The sequence below is a fragment of the Propioniciclava soli genome (assembly GCF_038502305.1).
Taxonomy (GTDB): Bacteria; Actinomycetota; Actinomycetes; order Propionibacteriales; family Propionibacteriaceae; genus Propioniciclava; species Propioniciclava soli.
This window is the reverse complement of record NZ_CP115965.1, coordinates 3,682,234-3,707,036: the sequence shown is the minus strand read 5'-3', so window position 1 is coordinate 3,707,036 and position 24,803 is coordinate 3,682,234. Positions and strand designations below refer to the sequence as shown.

Annotated in this window: 21 protein-coding genes and 2 pseudogenes; 8 read left to right on the top strand and 15 right to left on the bottom strand. The window is 67.3% G+C overall.

The annotated features are described in order from the left end of the window. Window positions 1–12: 12 nt before the first annotated feature. Window positions 13–345, bottom strand: a complete 333-nt coding sequence (locus PCC79_RS16745; protein WP_131169782.1) for a heavy-metal-associated domain-containing protein — start codon at window positions 343–345, stop codon at window positions 13–15. A gap of 196 nt (window positions 346–541) precedes the next feature. Next, window positions 542–694: pseudogene (locus PCC79_RS17460) on the bottom strand (ATP-binding protein); the annotation flags it as partial. A 240-nt stretch (window positions 695–934) separates the two neighbouring features. Here PCC79_RS17460 and PCC79_RS16735 point away from each other — a divergent pair. Further along, entirely contained in the window at window positions 935–2,116 is a 1,182-nt protein-coding gene (locus PCC79_RS16735; RefSeq protein ID WP_342372545.1) for a beta-propeller fold lactonase family protein, read from the top strand. Window positions 2,117–2,375: 259 nt separating this feature from the next. Here the strand turns inward: PCC79_RS16735 and PCC79_RS16730 are convergent, their stop codons facing one another. The 4 genes from PCC79_RS16730 to PCC79_RS16715 all read right to left on the bottom strand — a co-directional run bounded on the left by PCC79_RS16730 (window position 2,376) and on the right by PCC79_RS16715 (window position 6,576). After that, complete coding sequence (locus PCC79_RS16730) at window positions 2,376–3,338, bottom strand: dihydrolipoyl dehydrogenase family protein (RefSeq protein WP_342372544.1); 963 nt, start codon at window positions 3,336–3,338, stop codon at window positions 2,376–2,378. Between the two features lie 15 nt (window positions 3,339–3,353). Further along, complete coding sequence (locus tag PCC79_RS16725) at window positions 3,354–4,142, bottom strand: ISL3 family transposase (protein WP_342372543.1); 789 nt, start codon at window positions 4,140–4,142, stop codon at window positions 3,354–3,356. Between the two features lie 90 nt (window positions 4,143–4,232). Continuing rightward, window positions 4,233–5,360 carry a reverse transcriptase domain-containing protein gene (locus tag PCC79_RS16720; RefSeq protein ID WP_342372542.1) on the bottom strand — a complete coding sequence of 376 codons (1,128 nt, stop codon included), beginning with the start codon at window positions 5,358–5,360 and terminating at the stop codon, window positions 4,233–4,235. A 50-nt stretch (window positions 5,361–5,410) separates the two neighbouring features. Further along, a protein-coding gene (locus PCC79_RS16715) for an IS3 family transposase (RefSeq protein WP_342372541.1) occupies window positions 5,411–6,576 on the bottom strand; the annotation gives its coding sequence in 2 pieces (ribosomal slippage) (window positions 5,411–6,330 and window positions 6,330–6,576; 1,167 coding nt in all). A gap of 178 nt (window positions 6,577–6,754) precedes the next feature. On the opposite strand from PCC79_RS16715, the gene PCC79_RS16710 reads away from it, so the two are divergent. Beyond that, window positions 6,755–7,186 carry a hypothetical protein gene (locus tag PCC79_RS16710; RefSeq protein WP_342372540.1) on the top strand — a complete coding sequence of 144 codons (432 nt, stop codon included), beginning with the start codon at window positions 6,755–6,757 and terminating at the stop codon, window positions 7,184–7,186. Beyond that, complete coding sequence (locus tag PCC79_RS16705) at window positions 7,183–8,628, top strand: type IV secretory system conjugative DNA transfer family protein (protein ID WP_342372539.1); 1,446 nt, start codon at window positions 7,183–7,185, stop codon at window positions 8,626–8,628. The genes PCC79_RS16710 and PCC79_RS16705 overlap by 4 nt, the downstream gene beginning before the upstream one ends. A gap of 219 nt (window positions 8,629–8,847) precedes the next feature. Here PCC79_RS16705 and PCC79_RS16700 read toward each other — a convergent pair whose 3' ends face one another. The 4 genes and pseudogenes from PCC79_RS16700 to PCC79_RS16685 form a co-directional block, all read right to left on the bottom strand. Further along, complete coding sequence (locus PCC79_RS16700; protein ID WP_342372538.1) at window positions 8,848–9,384, bottom strand: NAD-dependent epimerase/dehydratase family protein; 537 nt, start codon at window positions 9,382–9,384, stop codon at window positions 8,848–8,850. Beyond that, the gene (galK, locus tag PCC79_RS16695) at window positions 9,381–10,547 is read right to left on the bottom strand and encodes a galactokinase (protein WP_342372537.1); all 1,167 of its coding nucleotides are present in this window, start codon (window positions 10,545–10,547) and stop codon (window positions 9,381–9,383) included. Before galK ends, PCC79_RS16700 begins: the two co-directional genes overlap by 4 nt. 58 nt (window positions 10,548–10,605) lie before the next feature. After that, window positions 10,606–12,003 carry an MFS transporter gene (locus PCC79_RS16690; RefSeq protein WP_342372536.1) on the bottom strand — a complete coding sequence of 466 codons (1,398 nt, stop codon included), beginning with the start codon at window positions 12,001–12,003 and terminating at the stop codon, window positions 10,606–10,608. Window positions 12,004–12,025: 22 nt separating this feature from the next. Beyond that, window positions 12,026–15,094: pseudogene (locus tag PCC79_RS16685) on the bottom strand (glycoside hydrolase family 2 TIM barrel-domain containing protein). 510 nt (window positions 15,095–15,604) lie between these two features. On the opposite strand from PCC79_RS16685, the gene PCC79_RS16680 reads away from it, so the two are divergent. After that, a complete protein-coding gene (locus tag PCC79_RS16680; RefSeq protein ID WP_342372535.1) occupies window positions 15,605–16,708 on the top strand; it encodes a tyrosine-type recombinase/integrase in 1,104 nt (367 codons plus the stop codon). 63 nt (window positions 16,709–16,771) lie between these two features. Here PCC79_RS16680 and PCC79_RS16675 read toward each other — a convergent pair whose 3' ends face one another. The 3 genes from PCC79_RS16675 to PCC79_RS16665 form a co-directional block, all read right to left on the bottom strand. After that, the gene (locus tag PCC79_RS16675; protein WP_342372534.1) at window positions 16,772–17,290 is read right to left on the bottom strand and encodes a helix-turn-helix transcriptional regulator; all 519 of its coding nucleotides are present in this window, start codon (window positions 17,288–17,290) and stop codon (window positions 16,772–16,774) included. A 247-nt stretch (window positions 17,291–17,537) separates the two neighbouring features. Further along, a complete protein-coding gene (locus tag PCC79_RS16670) occupies window positions 17,538–18,179 on the bottom strand; it encodes a response regulator transcription factor (RefSeq protein ID WP_342372533.1) in 642 nt (213 codons plus the stop codon). Next, on the bottom strand, window positions 18,176–19,342 hold the full coding sequence (locus PCC79_RS16665) for a sensor histidine kinase (RefSeq protein ID WP_342372532.1): 1,167 nt from the start codon (window positions 19,340–19,342) through the stop codon (window positions 18,176–18,178). The genes PCC79_RS16670 and PCC79_RS16665 overlap by 4 nt, the downstream gene beginning before the upstream one ends. Window positions 19,343–19,493: 151 nt before the next feature. On the opposite strand from PCC79_RS16665, the gene PCC79_RS16660 reads away from it, so the two are divergent. The 3 genes from PCC79_RS16660 to PCC79_RS16650 are packed head-to-tail and all read left to right on the top strand — an operon-like array spanning window position 19,494 to window position 22,271. Continuing rightward, window positions 19,494–20,201 carry an ABC transporter ATP-binding protein gene (locus PCC79_RS16660; RefSeq protein WP_131170189.1) on the top strand — a complete coding sequence of 236 codons (708 nt, stop codon included), beginning with the start codon at window positions 19,494–19,496 and terminating at the stop codon, window positions 20,199–20,201. 25 nt (window positions 20,202–20,226) lie between these two features. After that, window positions 20,227–21,030, top strand: a complete 804-nt coding sequence (locus PCC79_RS16655) for a hypothetical protein (RefSeq protein ID WP_342372531.1) — start codon at window positions 20,227–20,229, stop codon at window positions 21,028–21,030. Window positions 21,031–21,056: 26 nt separating this feature from the next. Next, window positions 21,057–22,271, top strand: coding sequence for an erythromycin esterase family protein (locus PCC79_RS16650; RefSeq protein ID WP_342372530.1), 1,215 nt, complete (start codon window positions 21,057–21,059; stop codon window positions 22,269–22,271). Between the two features lie 116 nt (window positions 22,272–22,387). Here the strand turns inward: PCC79_RS16650 and PCC79_RS16645 are convergent, their stop codons facing one another. Both PCC79_RS16645 and PCC79_RS16640 read right to left on the bottom strand, forming a co-directional pair. Further along, window positions 22,388–22,684 (bottom strand): hypothetical protein, encoded by a 297-nt coding sequence (locus PCC79_RS16645; protein ID WP_342372529.1) that lies wholly within the window; start codon window positions 22,682–22,684, stop codon window positions 22,388–22,390. Window positions 22,685–23,035: 351 nt separating this feature from the next. Next, the gene (locus PCC79_RS16640; RefSeq protein ID WP_342372528.1) at window positions 23,036–23,884 is read right to left on the bottom strand and encodes a plasmid pRiA4b ORF-3 family protein; all 849 of its coding nucleotides are present in this window, start codon (window positions 23,882–23,884) and stop codon (window positions 23,036–23,038) included. 758 nt (window positions 23,885–24,642) lie between these two features. Here PCC79_RS16640 and PCC79_RS16635 point away from each other — a divergent pair. Then, a complete protein-coding gene (locus PCC79_RS16635) occupies window positions 24,643–24,789 on the top strand; it encodes a YdhR family protein (RefSeq protein WP_425325679.1) in 147 nt (48 codons plus the stop codon). Window positions 24,790–24,803 lie beyond the last annotated feature (14 nt).

Here is a 24,803-nt window from a genome sequence, read left to right as displayed (position 1 = left end):
TGAGGGGATGGGTCAGTGGGTGAGGACGCGGTAGCCGGCCGCTTCGATAGCGGCCTGCACGGCCCCCGCGGAGGCGGGCCCGGTCACGGTGACGGGGGAGGCCCCGCCGGCGACCAGTTCGACCCGGACGTCGTCCGCCCCGTCCAGGGCGCTCACCGCCTCGGCGACGGAGCCCACGCAGTGTCCGCAGGTCATGCCCTCCACCTGGTAGGTCGCGGTGCCTGCGCTCGTCCCGGTCGGATCGGCACTTTGGCGCCCGGCGGGGGCCGGGGTGTCGGCGGCCGGGGCGCAGCACGAGCAGTCGGTGGTGGCCATCGGCAGCGGGGTGCGGGGGGATTCGGTCATGACGGTCTCCTACAGGTCTTGGGGCGGCGCCGGACGGCACCTCCACCCCCGGTATATACCCCCCAGGGGTATAATTTTCAAGGGATGGGACGCCGATGTTCGCGGTGGATGAACGGGTGCGCCGGTCCGTGGGTTGTTCGGTGGGCAGGTCGATGGTGAACGTCGCCCCGGCCGTGGTGGAGGTCGCGGTCAGGGTTCCGCCGTGGGCCTGGACCAGGGCGCGGGAGATGGCCAGGCCGACCCCGGAGCCGCCGTGGTCCCGGTCGCGGGCGGTGTCCCCGCGGTAGAAGCGTTCGAAGATGTGCGGCAGATGCTCGAGAGTGGTGGGGAGACACCGTCCAAGAACCACGACTCAGATGGCTTGAACATCAGCCCGGCGGCGGCGGCGCTCGGGCCGGCGGCGGCGCTCGGGCCGGCGGCGGCGCTCGGGCCGGTGACAGCGATCTGAATCGCGACAGCGCCGCGCTTCACAGAGGCTCCTCGGGTGGGGCGATGGTCTTGACGAAACCTTGACCGGAATGAGCATCGAACGCACACGACTGGCGCGTCATAGTGGTGGCACGTTTCTACATGTCATTAGGAGAAATTTGTGTTCGTTCGCCACGGCAGTCTGCGCCGCCCCCTGTTCCTCACCGTTCTGGTGATGACGACCGCCTTCTCGCTTACCGCCTGTGGTCAGAATTCACCCGTCGCAGATTCGGCTGCGTCCTCGGGTGCTACCGCCGCGGCGCAGAGCGACGAGAGCGCTGCTACTGATGAAGGCAAGGAATCTCAGGGGCCGACGGCGATCGAGGGCACTGTGTGGGTTGCCAACGAGGACGGCGATTCGCTGTCGGGCATCGACGCGGCCACCGGTGCGGTGGTGACCACGGTGAGCGGGATCGAGAGCCCTCACAATGTTCAGGTGAGCCCTGATGGGGGCACGGTCTGGGCTGTCAGTGGGCATGCGAATGCCCTTGTGGCACTGGATGCCGCCACCTACGAGCTGTTGGGCACCGCCCCGACCGGAGCGAGCCCTGCGCACGTGGTCGTCAGTCCTGATGGTGAGCAGGTTCTTGTCACCAACTCGGGGGATGACACGCTCAGCGTCTACGACGCCGCATCGCTGGAGCTCCGGGCCACCCTTGACCTCAGCGCCGGGCCGCACGGCCTGCGTCCCACCCCGGACGGGACGGCGGTGGTCGTGGCCAACACCACCGCCGGCACTGTCGACGTGGTCGACACCGACACCTATGAAGTCACCGCGACGATCCCGGTCGGGGACTCCCCACCGCAGGTTGCCGTGGCACCAGACGGGCGATACGCCTACGTCAGTCTGGTCGGGTCTAGCTCCGTGGTGAAGGTCGACCTCGTTGAGAAGAGGGTCACGGGATCGGTATCGGTTCCGTCGCCGCCGGTCCAGCTGTACCTGACCGAGGACGGGACCCGTCTCCTGTCGGCCGACCAGGGAACCGAGGACGCCCCGGGCAGTACGGTCTCAGTGATCGACCCAGGCGCCATGACGGTGGAGGCCACCATCCCCGCAGGGAGCGGCCCGCACGGGGTCGTCATCGAACCGACGGGGCAGCGAGCGTGGGTGACCAACCTCTACGACGACACCGTCTCCGTGATCGACCTGTCGACCGACGAGACCATCACGACTGTGCCGGTGGGCAAGAAGCCCAATGGCGTCAGCTACAGCCCCGAACCGCCGGCCCCCGGACCCGCCACCACCAGCATCAGCGTCCCCAACTACGCCACCGGGGCTGAGGGCGACCACGCGGAGCACTGACCACCCCAGCTGTTGGGCCCCATCCTGCTCTGCAGTGCGTCCTCGCGTTGCAGGTGGTGATCAGCAGTCGGGGTGCCCAGTCCCCGCACGACCTTGAGCGGATCCGTTCCCGGTCAGGTCTGCGCGGTATCGGCGGGCCCAGAAGAGCCGAGCCGCTACTGCTTGACAGGCGGGACCGGCGATGAGCTCAAGTGTCCTGCTGGACGTCCAGCATGGCGGCTCCGTGCTCGAGCAGGGCTGGGCTGGGCTGTCGCGTGCATTAGGCGCAGCAGGACGTGGGAAGTTCGTTGCGGAAGAGGTTCGCTGTGAGGCGGATGCCTTCCGCCATGGTGAGGTACGGGGCCCAGGTGTCAGCGAGTTGGGTGACGGTGAATCCGGACTTGATGGCGTAGGTCGCGGCGAGCATCATTTCGCCGGCGGTATCGGCAAGGGCGTGGATGCCGAGGACTGTGCCGGTATCGGCATCGGCGACGATTTTGATGCCGCCGCGGGTGTCGTGGTTGGTGATGGCCCGGGGCACGTCAGACATTGGCAGATAGCGACATGCGCACCGGTAGCCGGCGGCGATGGCGTCGGATTCGGTCATCCCCGCCGAGGCGAGCTGGGGTGAGGTGAACAGTACGGAGGGAAGCCCGGTGTAATCGACGTGCTCGTGGTGACCCAGCGCATTGCGGGCCGCAACCCTCCCAGCCATGGCGGCAACGTACACGTACTGGGGCGCGTCCGTGACGTCACCGGCGGCAAACACCGCCGGATTCGTGGTCCGCTGGTATGCGTCGACTCTGATGAAGCCGTGGTCGTTGGTTTCAACTCCAGCGCTTGCGAGGTTGAGTCCGTCAACGCGGGGGGTGCGGCCCGTAGCGATGAGGACGCGTTCACCGGCGGCTTCTCTCGCGGTGCGGGTGCGCACCCGCACCCGGGCGTGGTCTTGGGTGACCGCGACGGCGCGGTCGTCGATGACGGTTATGCCCTCGGCCTCGAAGACTCCGCGGAGCGCGGAGGAAGATTCGGGCTCGGCATGCGGGGCGAGCCTACCGACGACGGTGACCTGGACACCGAGGCGGGAGAAGAGTTGGGCTTGTTCGAGCCCGACGAAGGCGCCCCCGATCACCACCAGCGAGACGGGAAGTGTGGTGAGCGCCATAGCGGTGGTCGAGGTGAGGTAATCGACGTGCTCGAGGCCCGGGATCGCGGGCACGTGAGGTTCGGCGCCGGTGGCCACGAGATAAACGGCTCTTCATACCTGCGGTGGGTCCGGGGTGAGTCCGCCGCCGACGAGGAGCATGCGTAGCCGGTAGTTCTCTCGGTTCCGGAACCCTCGGGCGATGCGGCGGTGGAGCTCGATGAGCCCGTTGATTGCCTCGGTGCCGCCGTTGCTGGCGCGGTCGGTGTCGAAGTAGGCCAGGAACGCGTCCTTCCACTGTCTCAGGGTTCGGCCGAGGCGGGCGATCTCGGGGATGGGGCAGGACGGGAAGCCGTCGACGACCTGCTCGGCGAGTTGGCGGCCGGCTGCCGGGTCGGGGTGGGCGTAGGCGGCTCGGACGCGTTGGGCGCACTGCCAGGCGATGTGGACGGCGTCGTGGCGTTCATCGGCGGCGATCGCCGCCGCGAGGCGGGCGTGTTGTTTGTCGGTGAGCCGCTCGGCCGCGCAGCGCAGGATGTTGCGGATCCCGTAGAGCGGGTCGCCGGTACGACCGCGGTGGCCGTGGATCTCCTGCTGCACCCGGCGACGGACCTCGTCGACCGCCCGGCCGGCCAGGGCGACCACGTGGAAGGCGTCGAGCACAGCGGTGGCGTCGGCGAGTTTGTCGTCGATGGCGTTCTTGTAGCCATGGAACGGATCCAACGTGGCGACTTCCACCCCAGCCTTGAACGTCTTGCCGCGTTGGTCGAGCCACGTCTTGTACACCGTCCCCGAACGTCCCGGGACCAGATCCAAGAGCCGGGCGTGGACGCGTCCGTCCTTGTCACGGGTCAGGTCGACCATGCCGGTGAGTTCCTTGGGGCCGCGCTTGCGGGGACTCACGTGATGCCAGTTGGGTCGGGCTGTGGCGCCCGGCCACGGTTACCCGTGGTGGGTTTCCACAGCCCGCCCGCCGAACCCGGCGTGCGACTTTCACCGCACCGGGCTCTCCACGTGAGGGGGTTGGTCAGCTTGTGACGGTCGATGGGGTCCACGGGGTCGGGATCTGGTAGCCGCGGTAGCGGTACCGGACGATGGGGACGCTGGCTGCGCCCTTGAACCTGACCCCGTCGTGGGCGAGCCGCCAACTGCCCGGCAGACAGTACCTGCGCCGGAGCTCTGGCCATCCGATACGACGGTGCTTCTTCCGTAGCCACGACGTGATCCGTTCCCACGTGTAGGAATCGACCGCGTTGAAGGCTCGTTTGGCCACGCGTGCCGCAAGTAGTTCGCCCACCCACGCAACACTCGACCCAGGTAGGCCATCAGGTAGCCCGGGTCGCGGTGCAGGGTTGCTCTGTACGTCATGGCCTTCACCCGTGCCTTGATCGAGGCGATCGCCTTCGTCGACGGCTTGGTGTACACAAACGACTTGTGGCTCCCGCGTTTCCGCATCCGTCGGATGTGGAAGCCGAGGAAGTCGAACCCGTCGTCGATGTGGACCACTCGGGTCTTGTCCGGCGACAGTCGCAGCCCCATCGGGGCCAACACGACTGCCACCTCCTCGCGCAACTGATCGGCATCAGCCCGTTCGCCTTTGACCACGATCACGAAGTCGTCGGCGTACCGGATGAGCCGGTAGGTCGCCTCGCCGTGATAGCGGCGCCGGTTCCGCTGGTTCGCCGTTCCCATCTCCTGGGTCCAGCGCCGTGCGAACTCGTCGTCCAACACGGACAAAGCGATGTTGGCCAGCAACGGAGACAAGATTCCGCCCTGCGGGGTGCCGGTCACCGTTCCCTCGGTGGTACCCACCGTGGTGAGCACCCCCGCCTTCAGGAACGCCTTCACCAACGCCAGCACACGCTTGTCCGAAACCCTCGCTCGCAGGCGGTCCATCAACGCGGTGTGGTCGATCATGTCGAAACACGCCTCAATGTCGGCCTCCAACACCCACTCATACCGTTTGCTGGTGAAGTGGTGGATCTCGGCGATCGCGTCAGCAGCGCGCCGGTTGGGGCGGAACCCGTACGAGCACGGTTGGAAGTCCGCCTCGAAAATAGGTTCCAGTACCAGCTTCAAGGCGGCCTGCACCACCCGGTCGGTGACGGTGGTGATGCCCAACTTGCGCAGTGGGCTGCGGGATGGAATCCGGACCGCTTGATATTCATGTTTCAGGCTGCCTTGTTGGTTTCGTACCAGTCCTGCTCTGCTTCGTTCGGGGTACGATATTGAAGCGCGGAATGCAGCCGTTTCTGATTGTAACGCAACTCGATGTAGCGTGCAATATCCCGGATAGCATGCCGCCGAGTCGGATACACGGTCCGATGAACCCGCTCCGCTTTCAAGGTCGCATTGAACGACTCAGCCCACGCATTGTCATAGCAGATCCCAGTCCGTCCGACCGGCCGAACAATCCCAGCCGCGCGCGTGAACTCGGCAAACCCGGCCGACATGTATTGAGTCCCGCGATCCGAATGGAAAATCGTCTCCCCGCTGCGGATATGGCCATTACTGATCGCCATGGCCAGGGCGTCGGTGACCAGCTCGGTTCGCATGTGCTCGGCCATCGCGTACCCGACGACCTTCTTCGTGCAGCAGTCCAGCACGGTGGCCAGATACACCCACCCCTGCCAGGTCGGAATGTAGGTGATGTCGCCGACCAGCTTGAGCCCGGGCTCGTCGGCGGTGAAGTCCCTGTTGACCAAATCCGGCAGATCCTTCGCGTCAGCCGGGATCGTGGTCCTGGGCCCGCTGCGGCGCGGCTGACAAGCCACCAAGCCGCGCTCGGCCATGATCGCACGCACCGTCTGCGGGTCACACGGCCTGCCTGCCCGCACCAAGGCGGCATGGATCCGTCGGTAGCCGTAGGTGGCGTCGGAGTCGGCGAACAGGACCTCGATGATGTCGCCGAGCTCGTCGCGCCACCGCTGGGTCACCGAGACCGGCCGGTTGAGCCACTCGTAGTAGCCGGCCCGCGACACCCTCGCCCACCGACACATGCTCCGGATCGAGTAGTTGCCTTCTTCGCTGTTGATGAACGCGTACTTCGCGGTCACCGGAACTCTTTGGCGAAGAAGGCCGCCGCTTTTCCCAGGAACTCCCGCTCGGCCTTCAACTCGCGGACCTCTTTACGCAACCGTGCCAGTTCAGCACGCTCCGGCTCGCTGATCTCCGGTAACTCATCCGGGTGGTCCCGCCGATACGCATTCACCCAATTCCTGAGTGTTTCCGAGCCGATACCATGATCACGCGCGACCTCGGCAACAGTCCGCGACGACTCAATCACCGCACGAACCGCCTCCGCCTTGAATTCCGGGCTGAACTTCTTCCGGGTCATTCGATCCCTTCCATTTCTCCCACGGATTCTACCGGTGGGGGCTCTTGGTCCGGAAACAATCCCTCACCTCAGGGAGACCGTCACCTCCCCGCGGCTGGACGGCGCCGCTACCGCCCGCCACACCACCGTCCGGACGCCAACCCACGGCCTCCCCCTTGCCCGCTGACCGGAGCTTCGCATGCAGCGTGAACGTCGCCACAATCCCCACCCGTGGACTTGGGAGGTCCCTGTCGCGATTGCCTGCGCCGTGCTGCTGGTGCTCGCGCTTGGCGTCCACCTCGGCAACGGCCTGGCCCACCTCACCAGCGGCCACGGCTGGACTTGGCCTGCCACCGCGCAGCTGTTCACCAGCCTCCCCAGCATCCTGAACACCTCGACCGACGCCGTCGGCGTTCGTGTCTGGATCATCGCCATCGAACTGTCGCTGATCGTCAGCCTCGCCTGGGCTGCCGGCGTCAGCTGGCAGCGGTGGGGACCCACCCGACTCAAGGGCGTCGCCACCCGGGACCAGGCCGAGCAGCTCCTCGGGCTCACCCGCCTCCACAAGGTCGCCCCCGTCGTGCGACCCGACCTCCACACCACCCGCCGCACCCGAGGAGAACTCCGATGAGACGCTTCGACCCCACCCAGATCGGCTGGAAGATCGGCCGCTCCTGGGAACCCCGCGCCGGCGAACTGTGGTGCCCATGGGACCGCACTGCCGGCGTCATCGGACCCCAAGGCTCCGGCAAAAAACTCGACCTGCTCACCCCCGCCCTCCTGAACGCCCCCGGCGCCGCCCTCGTAACGCTCACGAAGCCCGACGACCTGCTCCTGACCATCACTGACCGGAGCAGCGATGACCGGCCCTGCGTGGTGCTGGACCCGTTCGGACTCGCCGCGGGCCTCCCCGAGTTGGTGTGGGATCCGGTGGTTGGCTGCGTCGACCCTCTGGTCGCCGAACGGCGAGCGAAGGCGTTCACCGCTGGCACCGTCAAGGGCTCGATCCACGCCGGGAACGGCGACAGCGCCGCCCGCTTCTACGCCGCGGAAGCCGCCAAGGTCCTGCAGGCATACTTCCACGCAGCCGCACTCACCGGAGGCACCCTCGACGACGTCCTCCGCTGGGTCGCCCAACCTCTGGCGACCACCGAACCGTCGGAGATCCTGCGCGAACATCCCCACGCCGCCCCGTTCTGGCACGGCCTCCTCCACGGAGCGCTGCACGGCGATGAACGGACCTCGAGCAACACCGTCACCACCGTCCAACAAGCTCTCGCGCTGTTCTTCCAGGCCGACCTGCGCCGCCGCTGCATCCCCTCGGCGTCCCGGCCGGCCACCGACATCGCTGACCTGATCCGTAGGCGGGGAACCATCTACCTGCTCGGCCGCGAAGACCCGTACGCCTCGGCGTCCCCCCTGATGACCGCGCTGGCCGAACACGTCCTCGACACCGCCCTCGCGCTGGCGAACACCTCGCCGTGGGGCCGGCTGTGCCCGCCGATGCTGGCCTGCCTAGACGAACTGCCGTCCACTGCTCCGCTGCCCACGCTGCGGACTCGGATGGCCAACGAACGCGCGCTGGGGATCTCCTTCATCTACGCCGCCCAAACCTGGAGGCAACTCACGGCGATCTTCGGCGACTCCGAAGCCAAAGCCCTGTTCGGGCTCACGAACGTGATCGTCGTGTTCGGCGGCAGCAAGGACGTCGCGTTCAACCAGGAGATCGCCGATCTGGTCGGCACCGTCCGCGTCGCTCGCACCACTTGGCAGACAGGACGCGGTGGGCGTTCGATCTCGGGGGAGGACATCCCGATCCTGCGGGCTGAGGAGATCCGGCAGCTCCCTGAACGTCAGGCCCTCGTCGTCGCGGAGAACAGCAAACCCATCATCGCCAAACTCATTCGCTGCATCGACGGCCCCACCGGACGCGCCCTTCTCGAACGCCAGCGCGCTGCCCGTGATCGTGTCGCCGCAGTCCGGCATGGCCAGATACCGGCGGACGCCCGCGCCACCGCTGCCCTCGTCGCCGCCCAACGGGGTGGCTTGGTCGCCGAGAGGCAGATCCCATGACCACCACGCCGGACGCCGACGCCGGGCTCGTCCGCGCGTTCCCTACCCCGGGGCCGTTACTCGGCACCGCCTACCGCGACCTCTACCTGGCCGCCGAGGGCAGCGACAACCAGAAAGCCACCATCGGCGACCCCAACCTGCTGCCCAAGCCGTGGGACCCACCCACCTGCCGCAATCCCCAACTACGGGCCGAACTCTGGACGTGGCTCGACGCCGTCGTCATCTGGGTGAACCACGAGTACGTGTGGGACCCCGAGGGCACCATCCCGCCCTGCTGGCCCCTGCACCCTCACATCGTCCAGGAAGTCGCCGTGATGGCCGACCAACGCCGCCGCGCCAGCGTCGCCCTCGACTCCAACGCCCTCGAAGAGTGGCACCGCTACACCCTGCCCGGGTTCCCGCGCTGGAGGAGAACACGACCTTGCCGACGCCCGCCCGCTGCATTTCCTCCAGCAGGACCATGGTGCCGACCACGTTCTGCCGCAGGGTGTGCAGCGGACGCTTGACCGACTCGCCGGCGTACTTGAAGCCGGCGATGTGGATCACGCCCTCAACGTCGTGCGCGGCGAACGTGCGACCGAGCAGGTCGCCGTCCAGGATCGACCCTTCCACGAACGGGACGCCGGGGTCGACGAACTCCCGGTGTCCGCTGGACAGGTCGTCCACCACGACGACGCCGATGCCCCGCTCGGCGAACACCCGGGCCACGTGAGAGCCGATGTAGCCCGCCCCACCGGTCACCAGCCACGACGTCATGGCGTCACCTCGATCCGGCCGGCGCCGGCCACCGGGCGGACGTTGAAGATGCCCGGCTCCGTGAACCCAGCAGAGGCAAACGCCTCCCGGACGCCGTCGGTCACCGTCGCGACGGCGTCCACAGGCACCAGGGCGATCACGCAGCCGCCGAACCCGCCTCCGGTCACGCGCGCACCGATCGCACCATGGGCGCGGGCGACGTCGGTGGCCAGGTCCAGCTCCGGGGTGGAGATCTCGAAGTCGTCGCGCATGGACGCGTGCGAAGCGTCCAGCAACGCGCCGATCGCCGACGGGCCTTCGTGGCGCAGCAGGCGCACCGTGTCGAGGACGCGTTGGTTCTCGGTCACCACGTGCCGCACCCGGCGGAACGTCACGTCATCCAACAGGGTGCGGACCCGGTCGAGGTCGGCGACCGTCACGTCGCGGAGCATGGGAACGCCCAGGATCCGGGCGCCCGCCTCACAGGCGGTGCGCCTGGAGGCGTAGCCGCCGTCGGCGTGGGCGTGGCTGACGCGCGTGTCGACCACGAGGACCTCGATACCGGCGGCGTCCAGGCCCAACGGCACGACCTCGGCGTCCAGGCTCCGACAGTCGAGGAACACCGCACAGTCCGGTGCGCCCAGTAGGGATGCCGACTGGTCCATGATGCCGGTCGGCGCGCCCACGACCACGTTCTCGGCACGCTGCCCGACGCGGGCGAGGGTCTGTCGATCGAGGCCCAGCTGCCACGCCTCGTTGAGCGCCATCCCGACCGCACTCTCGATCGCTGCCGACGATGACAAGCCCGCCCCGACTGGCACGTCCGAGGTCAGGGCCAGGTCGAATCCGGGCAGGTCCGTCAGGTCGGCGCCGTGTTCGCCGAGCGCCCACACCACGCCCAGCGGGTAGGCCGACCAGCCCGACAGCCCAGCGGGTCCGATCCGGTCCAGGGTGGTCTCGACGACACCGTCGACGTAGTCGGTGGCCAGCCGGATCGTCCGGTCCGACCGCAACCGCAGGGCAGCCACCGCCCATCGGTCGATCGCGAACGGCAGCACGAGCCCGTCGTTGTAGTCGGTGTGCTCACCGATCAGGTTCACCCGACCCGGCCCCGCCCAGAACCCGGACGGCTCCCCGCCGAACAACCCCTCGAAGAACTCCGACAGCGGAGCAGTGGCGATCATGGGTGCATTTCCTTCATCTCTTGAGATGGGTACGTCGGTGGTGTCGTGGGTCGAGGCGTCACGCGGTGACGGCGATCTCCGCCTTGACCCTCCTATTGGCCTTCTCCACGTCGAGGCGCGTCAGCAGCAGCAGGATGATGAAGTTCATGATGGCCGGGATCCACAGGTACATGAAGCTGATCATCTGCAGCGCGGACTCCGGCTGCGTGTCCGCACCACCGACGTAGCCACTCCATGCGAGCAGCCATCCTGCCAGTGCCGTCCCGATTCCGCCGCCCAGCTTCACGCCGAACGAGGTACAGGAGTACATGACCCCATCGATGCGCCGGTTCTTGGTGAGGTAGGTGTACTCGGACGCCTCGGCTATCAGTGCGTTCAACGTGCCTTGCAGCGGGCTCATCCCGAGCGAGGCCAGGCCCGTGAAGAGGAGCATGAGGGGAATGCTGCCCATGTACGCCGCGACGAGAACACCGAGCCGGCCGACGACCGCGATCACATACCCGGTGATGTTCACCCGGTACATCTCACCGAACCGCTTCACGAGGAACGGGGTGAAGAGCAGACCGATGATCAACGGCGCGTTGATCGCCCACGCGAAGACTCCGAGAAGGTTCGCGTCGCCGAGGATGTACGTCATGAAGTAGATCCCCATGTTGAGCGTCGCGGTGAAGATCTGCGCCAGGAGGAACACGAGTAGGATGATGAGGTAGTACTTGTGGGCCACCACGAGCTTCGCGGCCTCCTTGAAGCTGGTCACCTCCACCTCGGCGAGCTCCGCGGGGTCATGGTGGGCGCCCGGCCGGTCCGCAAGCTCCTCGCGCGAAAGCTCGCGCACCGAGAACACCGACAGCGAGTTCACGGCTAGCCCGATCACGGCGTAGATGATGGCGATCGTGCGCCAGCCCTCGGCGCCGCCACCGAACTGTTGCACACCTGCGACGGTGAAGGTCTGGATGAGCATGCTCGTCCCGAAGGCGAACATGAAGCGGATGGAGCCCATCTGCACACGCTCGGCACCGTTCTTGGTGATGAGCGCCGTCAACGCCGAGAAGGCGATGTTGTTGGCCGTGAAGAAGACCGCGTTCAGCAGCGTGTAGGCGATGAAGAACCAGGCGTATTGCGCGGTCTGGCCGACGTTGGTCGGGATCGCGAAGGTGGCGATGAGCGTGGCGGCGCAACCGAAGTACGCCCAGAACATCCACGGACGTGCCTTGCCCATCTTCGTGTGCGTGCGGTCGATGAGGTTTCCGAAGAAGAGGTCACTGACCCCGTCGAAAAGCCGGGAGGCCATGATCAATGTGCCGATGATGCCTGGGTTCAAGCCCACGGCATCGGTGAGGTAGATCATGACGAACGCGGACAGGAACGCATACACGACGTTCCCGCCGACATCGCCCGATCCATAACCGATCTTGTTGTACCACTTGAGGTACGTCTTCTCTTGGGTGGCAGCCACGTCGTTGTAACCCTTCACTAGTTCACTGCTCGATGGTGGGAATCACCGTGATGTCGAACCGGAACGTCTCGGCATCCACGCGGTACTTTTCGGGGAGTTCAGGACCGCAGCTGTTGGACCCGATCCCGGCGTTGGCGTGGTCCAGGCACAAAACGGTGCTGCCCGCCGGTACGAGTTCATAGCTGTGGGCACGTCTCGCCAGCTCTTCCTGCGTGTAAGGGGAGGCGTTGAAGGAGAAGGTCTCGCTCCCCACGGCGGTGAGGGACAGACCGCCTCCGGCCACGATGACGTAGTCACAGTCCGCGTGGCTGCCGTTCTCCTGCGGACGCAGGTAGTCCTCGTGCAGGCGGAAGACGTCGGAGCTAAAGAGGCCGTGATGGGAAGCTCGGCGTTTGTCGACGTAGCTCTCGAACGGACCCAAGCCGCAATAGGTAACCTGCGACATCTCCTTAGGCAGGAACAGCCTGATCCCGAAGCGGGGCAGCGACGGAAAGGCAGGGTCACGCCTCACTGAGAGGGACGCCTGCACCGCACCGGAGGTGTTCACGTGCCAGGCGGCCTCCACCTTCAGGATCGGCTGGATCGTGGGCGCCACGACCGCGAGGGGGAAGGTGAGCGTCACCGCATCCGCGCCTGGCTCGACGCTTGCGGAGTAGGCGCGTGCCGAGGCGGCGTCGTAGTGGGCGCGTCTCCACTCGGCTTTGATGTTCATGTCGTTGTCCGTCGGTGCCCGCCAGATATTGATCTGCGCGGGAGCATCGAGCAGATCCCGACCGCCGAGGGTCATGGTCTGGGGCAGCCCTGTGCGCGTGTCGAAGGCGTACCGGAACGCCTCGGACTCGACGGTGATGGAGGAGGCGTCCTCGGTGACGCGCAACCGGCCCGAGCCCGGCTCGGTGCCCTCCAGGAGAGCGACCGCCCTCTGGTTGCGTCCATCGGCGGTGGTCAGTTCGAGTTCGTCGAAGCCGAGCTCATGCCCCTCCGTGAGGAATGGCACCTCGCCCTTCAGATGAGACGTCACGAGCAGGTGGCAGGTGCCCGCCTCGGGCACGGTCGGCGTGAGCGTCACGGTTGTCTCGGACCGCGGCGGCACGCTCTCGTCGAGATCGACGCGCACAGTCTTGACCACCTCGCCGTCGCAAACGACTCCGCAGGTCAGGTAGATGTGATCGCGCAGATCGGTGAAGTCCATGTCGTTGCGCAGGGTGAGCCGGCCGGTGTGCTGGTCGAACCCGAGGACGCGGACAGGCCGGTGGACGTTCTTGAGCTCCAACAGACCCGTGTGGGGCGTGCGATCGGGGTAGACGAGACCATCCATGCAGAAGTTGCCGTCGTGGATGTCTTCGCCGTGGTCACCGCCATAGAAATAGATGTCCTTGCCGTTGTCGGCCTTGCCCTTGTAGACGGCGTGGTCGCACCATTCCCACACGAAGCCGCCGCACATGCGTTCGTCGGCCCGGATGATCTCCCAGTAGTTTTCGAGGTCACCGGGGCCGTTGCCCATGGCGTGGCTGTATTCCACGAGGATGAACGGCTTGTCCGGGTCGGAATCGAGGTACTCGTGAATCTCGTGCAGCGCGGGGTACATCCGGCTGTAGAGGTCGATGTTCGAGTAGTCGTACTTCCGCTTGCTGTTACGGTAGAAGGCGCTCTCGTAGTGCGTAAGGCGGGTGGGGTCGAACTCGGCCATCCACGCGAGCGCGGCTTCGAAAGTGCACCCCTATGCGCCCTCGTTGCCCGCCGACCACATGACGATGCTCGGGCGGTTCTTCTCACGGATGACGCAAAGTCGGGTGCGGTCGAGGGTCGCCTCGATCCACTCGGGGTTGTCCGCGATCGGCTCGTTCCAGTGTTCGACCTGATTCGCGAAGGAGGGGTCCTCCAGGAACTGAAACTGGGTGCCGTGGCTCTCGTTGTCGGCCTCGCCCATGACGAAGAATCCATATTCGTCGCACAGCTGGTAAAAGCGCGGCGCGTTTGGATAGTGAGCGGTGCGCACCGCGTTGATGTTGTGCTGCTTCATCAACCGCAGGTCGGTTTTCATGTGATCGAGGTCGATGGCCGGGCCGGTGACCGGGTCGGAGTCGTGGCGGTTGACGCCGCGCAGCTTGATCGGCTGCCCATTGACGTGGACGACGGCATTCACGACCGTGATCTCACGGATGCCGACGCGGTCGGTGACGACCTCCTGCGGTGAGGTGAGGGTGAGGGTATAGAGGTAAGGATTCTCGGCGGTCCACAGCTGCGGGTCCTCAACGCGCAGCTGGACCCGGTGGGTGTACGTGTCGTCGCCGGAGAACTCCTGCAACTCACCGCTTGCGACGCGCGTCCCATCGGCGTCGGTGAGGTCGGCGGAGGTCGGCACGGACTTGCCGCGGTAGAGCCCCCGGATCTCGACCGTGGCCCCCGTCGTGTCGATCGTCGTGGTGGTGAAGTAGTCGAAGAGGACGGAGGCCGGCCGCGAGAGCAGGTAGACTTCGCCGAAGATCCCGCTGACGCGGAACTTGTCCTGATCTTCCAGGTAGCTGCCGTCGCACCACTTGAGTACAAGGACGGCCAGGCGGTTGGTGCCCGGCTCGATGATCTCGGTGACGTCGAACTCGGCGGTGGCGTGCGAGACCTGGCTGTAGCCGACGTACTTGCCGTTGAGCCACACGTAGAAGCAGGAGTCGACGCCTTCGAAGGTGAGATGAGAGCTCGGGGCGTTTTCACTGGGCGTGTACTCGAACTCGTGGACGTACGCGCCGCACGGATTGTCCTGCGGGACGAACGGCGGATCGAGCGGGAAGGGGTAGCGGATGTTCGTGTACTGGTGGTGGTCGTAGCCCTGGTGCTGCCACGTGCTCGGCACCGGCACACGATCGAAACCGCCCGCGGGGAAGTCGCGCTCGTAGAAGTGGTCCCGAAGCTCGTGGATGCTCTCGAAGTACCGGAACGACCACTCACCGTTCAGCAGCTGCAGACGATCGGAGGAGTCACGAGCCTCCGGACCGGGGTCGAGCGGCGTGGAACTCGGGATGTAGTAGGAACGTGCCGGGAGCGTGTTCTCGTGCAGAACGGCCAAGTCCTCGTAGTACCTGGGAACGATCATCGATGGATCCCCTCTCGGCCCGCTGTTTTTCACATGTGAGTGGGTGATGAGCCAGGGTGGTCGGCAGGCTGCGCCACGATCGGAGCCGGGCGAGCGTGCCCCCACTCTTTGCGCACCTCGCCGCGTCCAAGACCGCACCTTCCTTGCAGGACGTTACCGGCAAGGCTCATCCGAATCAAGGGTGTAATCAGGGTCTGAACCCGCCGGTCTCGAGCAGGGATCTGGCGATCTAGTTGGTCAGGTTGCGGAACCCCAGCGCCGAGCCGCGCAGGTGCTCGAGCCTGCCTTTGATCGCTTATGCCGACGTCTGGGTTATGCCGACCTTGGTGGCGTGTGACCTTGTGAATCCCGGTTTGTCCGGGGCGGTTGTCGGCATAATCCTGTAGGTCCAGCCTTCTCCTGATGGGAGAAGGACGGGTCATGGGTGATCTGGTACGTGAGGGGCCTGCGGCTGCTGGTGGGCAGATGAGGATCTGGCCTCGTCGTGATGCTGGTCCGCTCGCCGCGGTAATGGCCGAGTTGATCGACTGGCTGGTCACGGAGGGGTACGCACCGACGACACAGCGCAACCTGGTGCGGGCGGCGGCTCGGCTCGGTGCATGGCTGGCCGCTGCTGGGGTTGAGCTCGCGGACGTTGACGCTGCGTGCGTGTTCGGCCTTGTCTCAGGGGACAACGAACGCCACCCGGAGCATCGATCCGCCAACGAGAACGTCTCGGCCGTCGTTAGGTTCCTGCAGGAAACCGGACGCCTCAAACCGTCGCCTGTCGACACGGCGCCGCTGCGACCGGCAGAAGCCTGTCTTGCCGCGTGGTTGCGGTTCCTGGAGGTCGAAGAGGGACAGGGTGCCAGTTGGCTCTACAAGGCCCGCCAGATCGGGGAACGCTTCCTGCCGCTGGTCGAAGACGAGGACGGGGACCTCCACTGGGAACGTGTTGACGTCGTCATGGTCAACGAGTTCCTGGTGCGTGTGGTGGCCGGCTACTCCTCCTCCACCGCGCAGAGCAGGGCGGCTCTGCTCCGTGGTCTGCTCACCTGGGCCGCAGCCAACGGGTGGATACGGGACGGGATCGTTGACGGGGTCCTGTCGCCGCGTCGTATCCGGGCCGGCCTGCCGAAAGGCCTTACCGCCAGCCAAGTCGCCGCGTTGAAGAATGCCGTCGATCGGGACACTGTGGCGGGCAAGCGGGACTGGGCGATCATCGTCATGCTGGCCCGCCTAGGCGTGCGTGACGGTGAGGTCGCCGGGCTGAGGCTGGACGACCTCAACTGGCGCGAACCCTCGTTGCGGGTGGTTGGTAAGGGCGGCCGGGTTCTGGTCCTTCCGATGCCCGTCGACGTGGGCGAGGCGCTGGTGGACTACCTCCGGGTCCGTCGCGCCGATCGCGGTGAACGGGCGGTGTTCCTCCGCTGCCTGCCGCCGTTGACGGCGCTGCATCGGGCCGGCGTGGGGGATGTCGTCCTCAGGTACGGCCGACGTGCCGGCCTGGACGGCGTGTACGCCCACCGTCTTCGACACACAGTCGCCAGCCAAGTCCTGACCGGGGGCGGAACCCTCCGGCAGGCTGTGGACGGCCCACCCGGCCCCCGGGGATCGCGTGGGACCCCACGATGATCACCGCCGGATGCCCGATGATCTGGCACGCCGTCCGGATCGCATGCTCCAACTGGTCGCGTCTCATCGGCCGACCACCGCCAGCACCTTCGCCCGCTCCGACTGCGGCAACAATCCAACCAACGGCGACACCTCCCGCATCTGCACCGAGTCGGTGTCTAGGCCGGTCATCACACGGCGCAGCCCGGGAACGTCGCGCTGCTCCACCAACACCTCCCACCGGCCCAGGTTCGACACATGAGGTTCACCCTGAACGCGGTGCCGCAACCGCTCCACGCTCCGCCGGATCGTCGGCACCCAGTCGTCCAACACGCCGGTGTCCAGATGAGTGGCCAACTGGCGGTGCAGGCGCCAACTCCGCAGGTGCGACCGGTCCAACTCCACCCGGACCGGGCGACGCACCACCTCAAGCCGATACCCCAAGCACGACAGCAGCCGATCCAGCATCTCGTCGCTCATCTCGATCCGGCCCGACAAGAACTGACTGATACTCGGCTGCCGCACCCCACTCATCCGCGACAACTCCGACTGAGACACCTTGCTCTCAGTCATCACCTCGCGCAGGACCTCCCGACCACCCATGCCCGGACTATAGCATCCAGAGCTATGGGAAGGAGTGGTCCGCAAACGCACTACTCTGCCGCAGAGTGCGTGAGGGTAGCCTGTCGGCTCCGGTTCCCGGGCGCACGACCGACTTTGCCGCCCACAGTGCGAAGGTGCAGGGTCGGCTTCGGTACACGAGGGCGCGGCCCGCGGATGCTGTTGGCCGCGCGAGAGCTGGAACGGGTGCCGTGGAGCAGGATCACCAGCGGTCGGGCAGGAAACCAACCTACGTGCGGACCTCGCGCACCATCATCGCCGCGGAGACTCGGTTGTCGACGCCGAGCTTGGTGAAGATGTGGGACAGGTGCGCCTTGACCGACGCCATGGACACGTTCAGCCGCGAGCCGATCTGGGCGTTGGTCAAGCCCTCGGCCATGAGGACGGCGATCTCGCGCTCGCGTTGGGTGAGTTGCTTCAGCGCCGCGTTCGCCGGTGCTTCGGCGGCCGGACGCTCGGTGGCGACCTGGATGAGCGTGTCGGTGACCTCCGGTGACAGCGTCCGCTCCCCGGCGTGAACTCCACGGATCGCGTCGACCACCCGGGCCGGATCGGTGTCCTTCAACAAGAACCCGTCGGCGCCTTGCCGCAGCGCCCGCACCACGTAGTCGTCGGTGTTGAACGTGGTCAGCACGATGACGCGAGGCCGATCGTCGCGCCCGGCAAGGGCGTCCAGGGTCGCGAGACCATCCATGCCCGGCATGCGGATGTCGAGCAACAACAGGTCGGCACCCTGCGCCGCCAGGTGCTCCAGCGCCTCGATCCCGTTGGCGGCCTGCCAGGCCACCTCGATGTCAGCCTCACCGCCCAGGATGAAAGCCAGGCCGGTCCGCACCATGGCGTCGTCATCAACGATTCCGAGCCGGATCATGCGCCCTCCTTCGCCGGGGCGCCCCACGGGAGGGCGGCGTCCACCACGAATTGTCCATCTCGGACGCCGTGGGTGAGCGTTCCGCCCACCAGCCCGACGCGTTCGGCGATGCCCACCAGACCGAGCAGTGACCCGCTCGCGTCGGGGATCGCCAGGTCAGCGAGCGGGTTCGATACCCGCAGGTGCAAGACTTCGTCGCGTGCGGTGAGGCTGAGGTGCACCGGCGCTCCGGGGGCGTGCTTGCGGGCGTTGGTGAGGCACTCCTGGACGATCCGGAATGCCTGCCGAGACGCGTGGGTGGCCACCGCCTCAAGGTCGCCGATGTGGGTCACGGTGACGCGCTGGCCGATGTCTTCGGCGTCGGCCAGCAGGACGTCCAGCTCGGCGAGTGTCGGCTGGGGAGGCTCGGGCGGTGCCTCAGCTCCTCGCAGCGTGGCAAGCATCGTGCGAAGCTCGTCGAGTGACGCCTGCGCATTGAGCTGAATCATCCTGGCCGCTGCCTGGGCTTCATCCGCGGTGAGATTCGTTCGATAGGCCAGGCCGCCGGCATGCAGGGCGACCAGCGACAGGCGGTGCGCCACGACGTCGTGCATCTCGCGAGCGATGCGCTCGCGTTCGGCCATACGCGCCTCGTTGATGCGGGACGCCTCGGCCTCGCGTCGTGCCTGCTCCGCCGATTCGCGGTCGTGCTGGGCCTGAGCGCGGCTGGACGCCAACAATCCGATGAGGGTCGCGATCACCACGCCAGCGACGGCCAACGCCAGTTCGAAGCTGAGCGCCGTCGCAGCAGCACCCGAGGCCGACGCGAATAGCTCGAGCACCTTGGCGGCGATGAGGACGGCACCCGTCGTCAGGGCGCTGGTGAGGCTCCGGCGTCGGGCCACCGACTCCTGCGCCACGATCGCTGCCCCGAGCACCCCAGGGCTCGGCACCCACAAGGCGGCGATGACGAGTGCGATCGCGATCGGAGCTCGCTCGCGCCAAGGCAGCGCGACAAGGGCTGCGATGGCCGGGAGGACCAGCAGGAGGACGAGCGACCATGGGAGTGGGCGTCCAGCGGCGAGGCGGGCGGCGACCGGCGTCAGGTAGTAGAGGAACGCGAGCACCGCGACGGTCCACACCACGAATCGGGGCGGGGCAGGGGCGAGGGGTGGCGCGGTCACGGTCCCAACCTAACGCTGGTGCCTTCGAGGGGCGTCGGCCGAGCGGCCCGCGGAGGGGGGTCCGATCGGACCTTCCCCAGCGCCGAAGCGACCCGTCACGGTGGCTGATCACCCGATGCGGCACCCCGGATGGCTGGGCTGAACTGAACCCATGATCAACCTGACCCACCTCACCAAGCGTTTCGGCGCCACCGTGGCGCTCGATGATGTCACGTTCTCTGTCGCTCCCGGCACAATCGTCGGGTTCCTCGGCCCCAACGGGGCCGGCAAGTCGACCTGCCTGCGTTCCCTGGTTGGTCTCGTCCGCCCCGACTCCGGGGAGGCCACCGTGAACGGGATGGCCTACGCCACCCTCGCCGACCCCGCCCATGTCGTGGGTGCCCTGCTCTCGGCCGACTCCTTCCACCCCGGCCGCACCGGACGCGAAACCCTGCGGTTGGCGTCCATCACGCTGGGCCTGCCCGCGAGCCGCGTCGACGACGCGCTGGACGAGGTTGGCCTGACGGCTGCTGAGGGACGCCGTCGCGTCGGCACCTACTCCCTGGGCATGCGGCAGCGTCTCGGCCTGGCCCATGCCCTGCTCGGCGACCCTGCCGCGCTCGTGCTCGACGAGCCGGCCAACGGCCTCGACCCGCAGGGTCAGCGCTGGCTTGCGGGTCTGCTCCGTTCACGCGCCGAGCGTGGGTGCGCGGTGCTGCTCAGCAGCCACGATCTGCACGAGGTCAGCCGCCTGGCCGACCGCGTTGTGATGGTGGCCCGCGGTCGGGTGCTCGCCGACGAGCCCATCACCGCCGCGTCCAGCGCCGAGCTCGAAGAGCAGTACTTCACCCTCACCTCTGGCGCTGACCGCGCCGCCTGACCACCACCCTCGAAAGGACCCCGAGATGACCGTCCACACCGCTTCCGTCCCTGCTCCTGCCGCCGCTCCGGTGCGCGCTGCGCGCGTCGCCTCGAACGAGACCTCCGGTCGGGCACTGGCCCGCGCCGTGGCCGTCGAGACCCGCAAGCTGGTCAACACCCGCACCGGACCCGTGCTGATCGCTGCGGCAGCTCTCCTGTCGGGCGCCTTTGCCGGGGGACGTGCCCTCTTCCCCACCACAGGAACCGACTTCGGCCACCTGGCGTCGATGGCTGTGGTGCCGGCGTCCATGATCTCGATGGTGCTTGCGGTGCTGCTCGTGGCCGGTGAGTTCTCGGCCCGCACCGCCTCCGTGACGTTGACCCTCGATCCCCGCCGTGGCCGTCTGGTGTTGGCGAAGAGTCTGACCGTCCTGGGGCTGTCGGTCGTCGCGACGACCTTGGCTGTCGTGGCGGCGGCGCTCGTGATGGTGGTGGCGCCGCTGATCACCGGTGTGACCTTGGCGTGGACGTTTGACGTCGCCTCGCTCGCCGTGGTGGCCGGCAATGGTGCCTTCCTCGTCCTGGCGGGCTTCGCGTGGGCCCTGGCGCTGCGCAACGCGGCCGCCCCGATCGCCTTCCTGCTGGTGTGGCCCACGGTGGCCATGCTGATCGGCAGCATCTCCGACACCGCAGCGCGCGCCATGGCTTTCGTGGCCGTCGATCCGCTCTACGAACTTCTTCCGGACGCGGCGGTCGTCGGTCCGCTGGCCGTGGTCGTCGCTGCGATGGTGTGGATCGTCGCCCCAGGTACCGTCGGGACGCTGCGTCTGCTGCGCGACGACCTGTGACGAACCCCGACCAGAAGGAGACGACCATGAAGAAGCGCAAGCCCCTCGGCCTGGTGTTCGTCGCCATCATCGTCAGCGTGGCGGCCGTCGCGGCGATGGTGTCGTGGTGGCAGTCCCGCCCGCAGGGCTCACCTGTGGCTGGTGAGTTCACCGAGGCGGTTCTCTCGGAACGGATGACCTCCGCCCGGGTGCTGGCACTGGGGGAGGCCACGCATGGCACCCATGAGTTTCGGACGCCGCGCCTGCAATTGCTGCAGAAGGTCGCGGAGCAGGGCTTCACGACCGTCGCGTGGGAGGAAGACTTCGGCAGCGTCGCCTCGGTTGACGCCTTGCTGCAGGGTGGACCGGGCACCGCCGTGGAGGCCGCCCGTTTGTTCGGCTACGGCCTGAACCGGACCCGGGACACGGTCGACTTGCTGACCTGGGTGCGCGCGCACAATGACCAACACCCGGCGGGCGAGGACATCCGCTTCGTGGGCATCGACGCCGCGCGTCCCACCGCCACCAAGGGGCTTGCGCTCGCGTGGCTGGCCGCGCGGAACCCCACGGCTGCGGCCGACCTGACCGCGCGGCTGGCGCGCTTCACCGATGAATCCCTGTGGGACAGGGCGGTGGCCGCCGACGTCGAGTCGGCCGTGGCGGACCTGCAGGCCGCGCTCACGGCGTCCGATGACGGGAGCGAGGCGGCGGCCGAGGCGCGGCAGGCGGGGCGCGTGCTGGAGCAAGCCCGGCAGCGAGGCCTCGGTGTCGGCAACCGGGACGCGATGATGTTCGACAACCTGGCCTGGCTCGTGGAGCGCGGGACGGCGTCCGGGCGCGAGCGCACGCTGCTGTTCGGCCACAACGGGCACCTCGACCGCGCGGGGCAGGCGACCGCGGTTGGGGGCGACACCGTGGGGCGGCTGGCCGCGCGGCAGTGGGGTGACGAGTACCGGGTGATCGGCACCGACGGGCATCGCGTGGGGCTGAACTCGCAGGGAACGGTGTCGACGCTCACGGTGAACGGGCGCATCCGCGGGCTGTTCGAAGGCACGACGGTGGGCTACCTGGAGCTGGCCTCGGTCACCGGGGCCGACGCCGAGTTGTTGCGCGGCGCCACGACGATGGTCAGCGCCGGCGAGCCGTTCGCCTCGTGGCAGGCGTGGGTGCCGCCGTTGCACACGGTGAGCGTCAACCCCGCGGAGGCCTGGGACGCGCTCATCTACGTCTGGGACGCGTCCCCGACCGAGCGACTGGGCTGAGCTGCAGCCCGGGGAGGCGTGCCCGCGCTACGCCGACCACCTGACGCCCGTCGGCGCCTTGCTGTTAGTCGGTGTATCGGCCGAACGGGTGCACTTGCTCGCCGATCGGGTGCCTGTCACCGGGCGAGTAAGGCTCCGGCAATGCGGGTGGCGTCCTTGGCTCCGGGGGCTAGATGCGAGAGGACGCACAGAGAGTCCTGGGCATGATGCCAGAGAGCGCGCTCCAAGGAGACCGGGGACGTCCAGCCGAGGGAGCCGTACACTCCGGCGGCCTCGTGCCGTGCGGCGTAGAACTCCTGGCCGGCGGCGGTGAACAGCAGAGCCAGCAGGCCGGCGTCCCGATCGGATTCGTGACGGCCCAGCGGCAGTCGACCTCTGATGTGCGCGAACAGCTTGCGCGGGTCGTCGACCATGCGCTTCGCGGACGCCGTGGGCAGCAGCTTGCCGTGCTGCTTGCGGAGCAGGCCGAGGCTGACCGCGGATTCCCGTAGTGACAGGACGGGGGTCGTGTTGACCTCGGTGCTAGCTGGGAAGGGCCACGTGGAGTCGATGAGTTCGAGATCGTCGGCGAGCTGCTTGACCAGGGCCGGCGGCAGGTATCCCGCCTGGGTGAGCTTGAGCCCGTCGCCAATCAGGGTGAGGAGGTGGCGGTAACGGTGGGTGGTGGCGTCCAGTTCGGCGTCGGTCAGCTCGACGCGTACGCGGGTAGCCCTGCTGACGAGCGCGGCGATCGGACTCAGTTGGGCGCCGCCCTGAGCGAGCAGTTAAACGATCCCGGGGTGCCACGCGTCGGGGTTGAAGAGTCCTTGCCAGAGTTGTTCGTTGACCTCGGCGACGTCGAAGTGCTCCGGGTCGTAGCGGGGTGGCAGCCAGGCCAACAGCTCACGCGTCCACTCGGGGTTGTCGGAGGGCTCACTACGCAGGCCGGCGAGGGCGTCCTCATAGCCAGGGACGCCACCGACGTCTTCGGGCGGGCAGGCGCGGCGTCCGGTGACGCAGGAGGCGTCGGGCTGGCCGTCGACCCATGGCTCAACTCTCTCGAGCTTGATCGTGTGGTGCCAACTGTCGCCGAAGTCGTACTCGTAGAAGAGGCGGTGCCCGGGTTCGCCGAGAACCTGGTCGAGGCGCACGTCGTTCTCCGGAATGCCGTCAGTTTCGCCCTCGCTGAGGTCGTAGGCGGTGAGGAACGGCATCATCATGAAGTCCTTGGTGGAGGGTCCCATCTTGAACTGGTGCAGGTGGGAGTTTGTCCAACCCATGGCGACCTGAATGATGCCGTGCAGGTGACCGAGTGTGACGTCGCTGCGCAGGCGGAGGCGGCGCCAGATCGGCGGCTTGGCGTCATCGAGGTCGAGGCGGACGACGTAGGTGGCCCGCTTGCTGCGCTTGCGCAGCAGCTTGGGCTTCGGCCGAGGTGACATGAGGTCGAATGGACCCCGACCGCCGAAAGGCTCGAAGCCCCCGAACGCCCCCAGAGCTTGGAGGACTGCCTCGGGGCTGCCGAGTTCGTCGATCAATTGCTGGGTGATGGCCTGGATGTCGGCCTGGCTGAACGGAGGTGCGTCGTCGGGTTCGGCCTCCGCGCCAGGGAACGGGATGACGTTGTCGGCCACGGTCAGACCTCCAGGAGCTCGTCACAAGTGATGGGTCGGGGGATGCGTGCGGGGACACGGCGTCCGTGGTCGAGCCTATGATCTTGGAGGATCTGGTGGATACGGGCGCGCCTGGGATGGACCTGAAGGAAGCACCCTAGAGTTCCTGCACGATGCGCCCTGGGGCGAGCGGCGTGCCGAGGTGCAGGTGGACGTCGGGTCCGCCGATGCGCCAGGCGATGGCGAGGAGACTCGCGATCCAAGCCGGTGCCGAGAGGTTAGTGCTGCCAATGTGAGGTGATCGGCAGCACGTGCAGCCAGTCGTGCAGACGCGCAACCTGGTTCCTGCGTGGAGGCAGACGCCGATGACGGTTCGGTCACTGAACCGCTCCTTGAAGCGCAGCAGGTTGGACCACGGTCGGTCGCGCGGGACAGGCCGACGTAGAGCCGTTCGGCGGCTCGGTCGCGCGTCCCGTCCTCGTTGACGCACAGCACCAAGGCGCGGCGTTCCATGCCCTTGAAGCCGAGCACGTGCCCGTAGAAGATGTCGTCGGCGTCCCAGAAAAGGTCCCAGTAGCCCTGTTGCCCCAGGGACGCCTGACGCTCGGTCTGCACCGGGTGGCGTGCGGCACGAACGTGGACGCGATCTCACGGGTGTTGCGCAGGTTGTGGTCGAGCACGAGAGGGACCAGCTGCACCGGCGGACGCCCGCAGCGGGCGAACACGGGCTGCTGTGGAAAGTCTAAACCGAGAACGCCACCCACCAGACCGCTGGCGGCATCTACTTTTTCGCTGATGAGGCGTCCGCCCACGCCTACGCCACCATGCACACCAAGCGCCTGGAAGGTTTCGGCATCACCTGCATCCGCGCCCGGTTCTTCGACGTCAACGAGCCCCTCACCGCGACCACCCGCGGCCTGTCATGACCGAGCCTGAGCGT

Bases quoted from the DNA above. Each gene is read 5' to 3' on its own strand.
- PCC79_RS16645 (WP_342372529.1), bottom strand. From the start codon at position 22,684: ATGGTCGACGACCCGCGCAAGCTGTTCGCGCACATCAGAGGTCGACTG.
- PCC79_RS16700 (WP_342372538.1), bottom strand. From the start codon at position 9,384: ATGACGTCGTGGCTGGTGACCGGTGGGGCGGGCTACATCGGCTCTCAC.
- PCC79_RS16650 (WP_342372530.1), top strand. From the start codon at position 21,057: ATGAAGAAGCGCAAGCCCCTCGGCCTGGTGTTCGTCGCCATCATCGTC.
- PCC79_RS16675 (WP_342372534.1), bottom strand. From the start codon at position 17,290: ATGGGTGGTCGGGAGGTCCTGCGCGAGGTGATGACTGAGAGCAAGGTG.
- PCC79_RS16705 (WP_342372539.1), top strand. From the start codon at position 7,183: ATGAGACGCTTCGACCCCACCCAGATCGGCTGGAAGATCGGCCGCTCC.
- PCC79_RS16655 (WP_342372531.1), top strand. From the start codon at position 20,227: ATGACCGTCCACACCGCTTCCGTCCCTGCTCCTGCCGCCGCTCCGGTG.
- PCC79_RS16745 (WP_131169782.1), bottom strand. From the start codon at position 345: ATGACCGAATCCCCCCGCACCCCGCTGCCGATGGCCACCACCGACTGC.
- PCC79_RS16660 (WP_131170189.1), top strand. From the start codon at position 19,494: ATGATCAACCTGACCCACCTCACCAAGCGTTTCGGCGCCACCGTGGCG.
- PCC79_RS16680 (WP_342372535.1), top strand. From the start codon at position 15,605: ATGGCCGAGTTGATCGACTGGCTGGTCACGGAGGGGTACGCACCGACG.
- galK (WP_342372537.1), bottom strand. From the start codon at position 10,547: ATGATCGCCACTGCTCCGCTGTCGGAGTTCTTCGAGGGGTTGTTCGGC.
- PCC79_RS16710 (WP_342372540.1), top strand. From the start codon at position 6,755: ATGCAGCGTGAACGTCGCCACAATCCCCACCCGTGGACTTGGGAGGTC.
- PCC79_RS16670 (WP_342372533.1), bottom strand. From the start codon at position 18,179: ATGATCCGGCTCGGAATCGTTGATGACGACGCCATGGTGCGGACCGGC.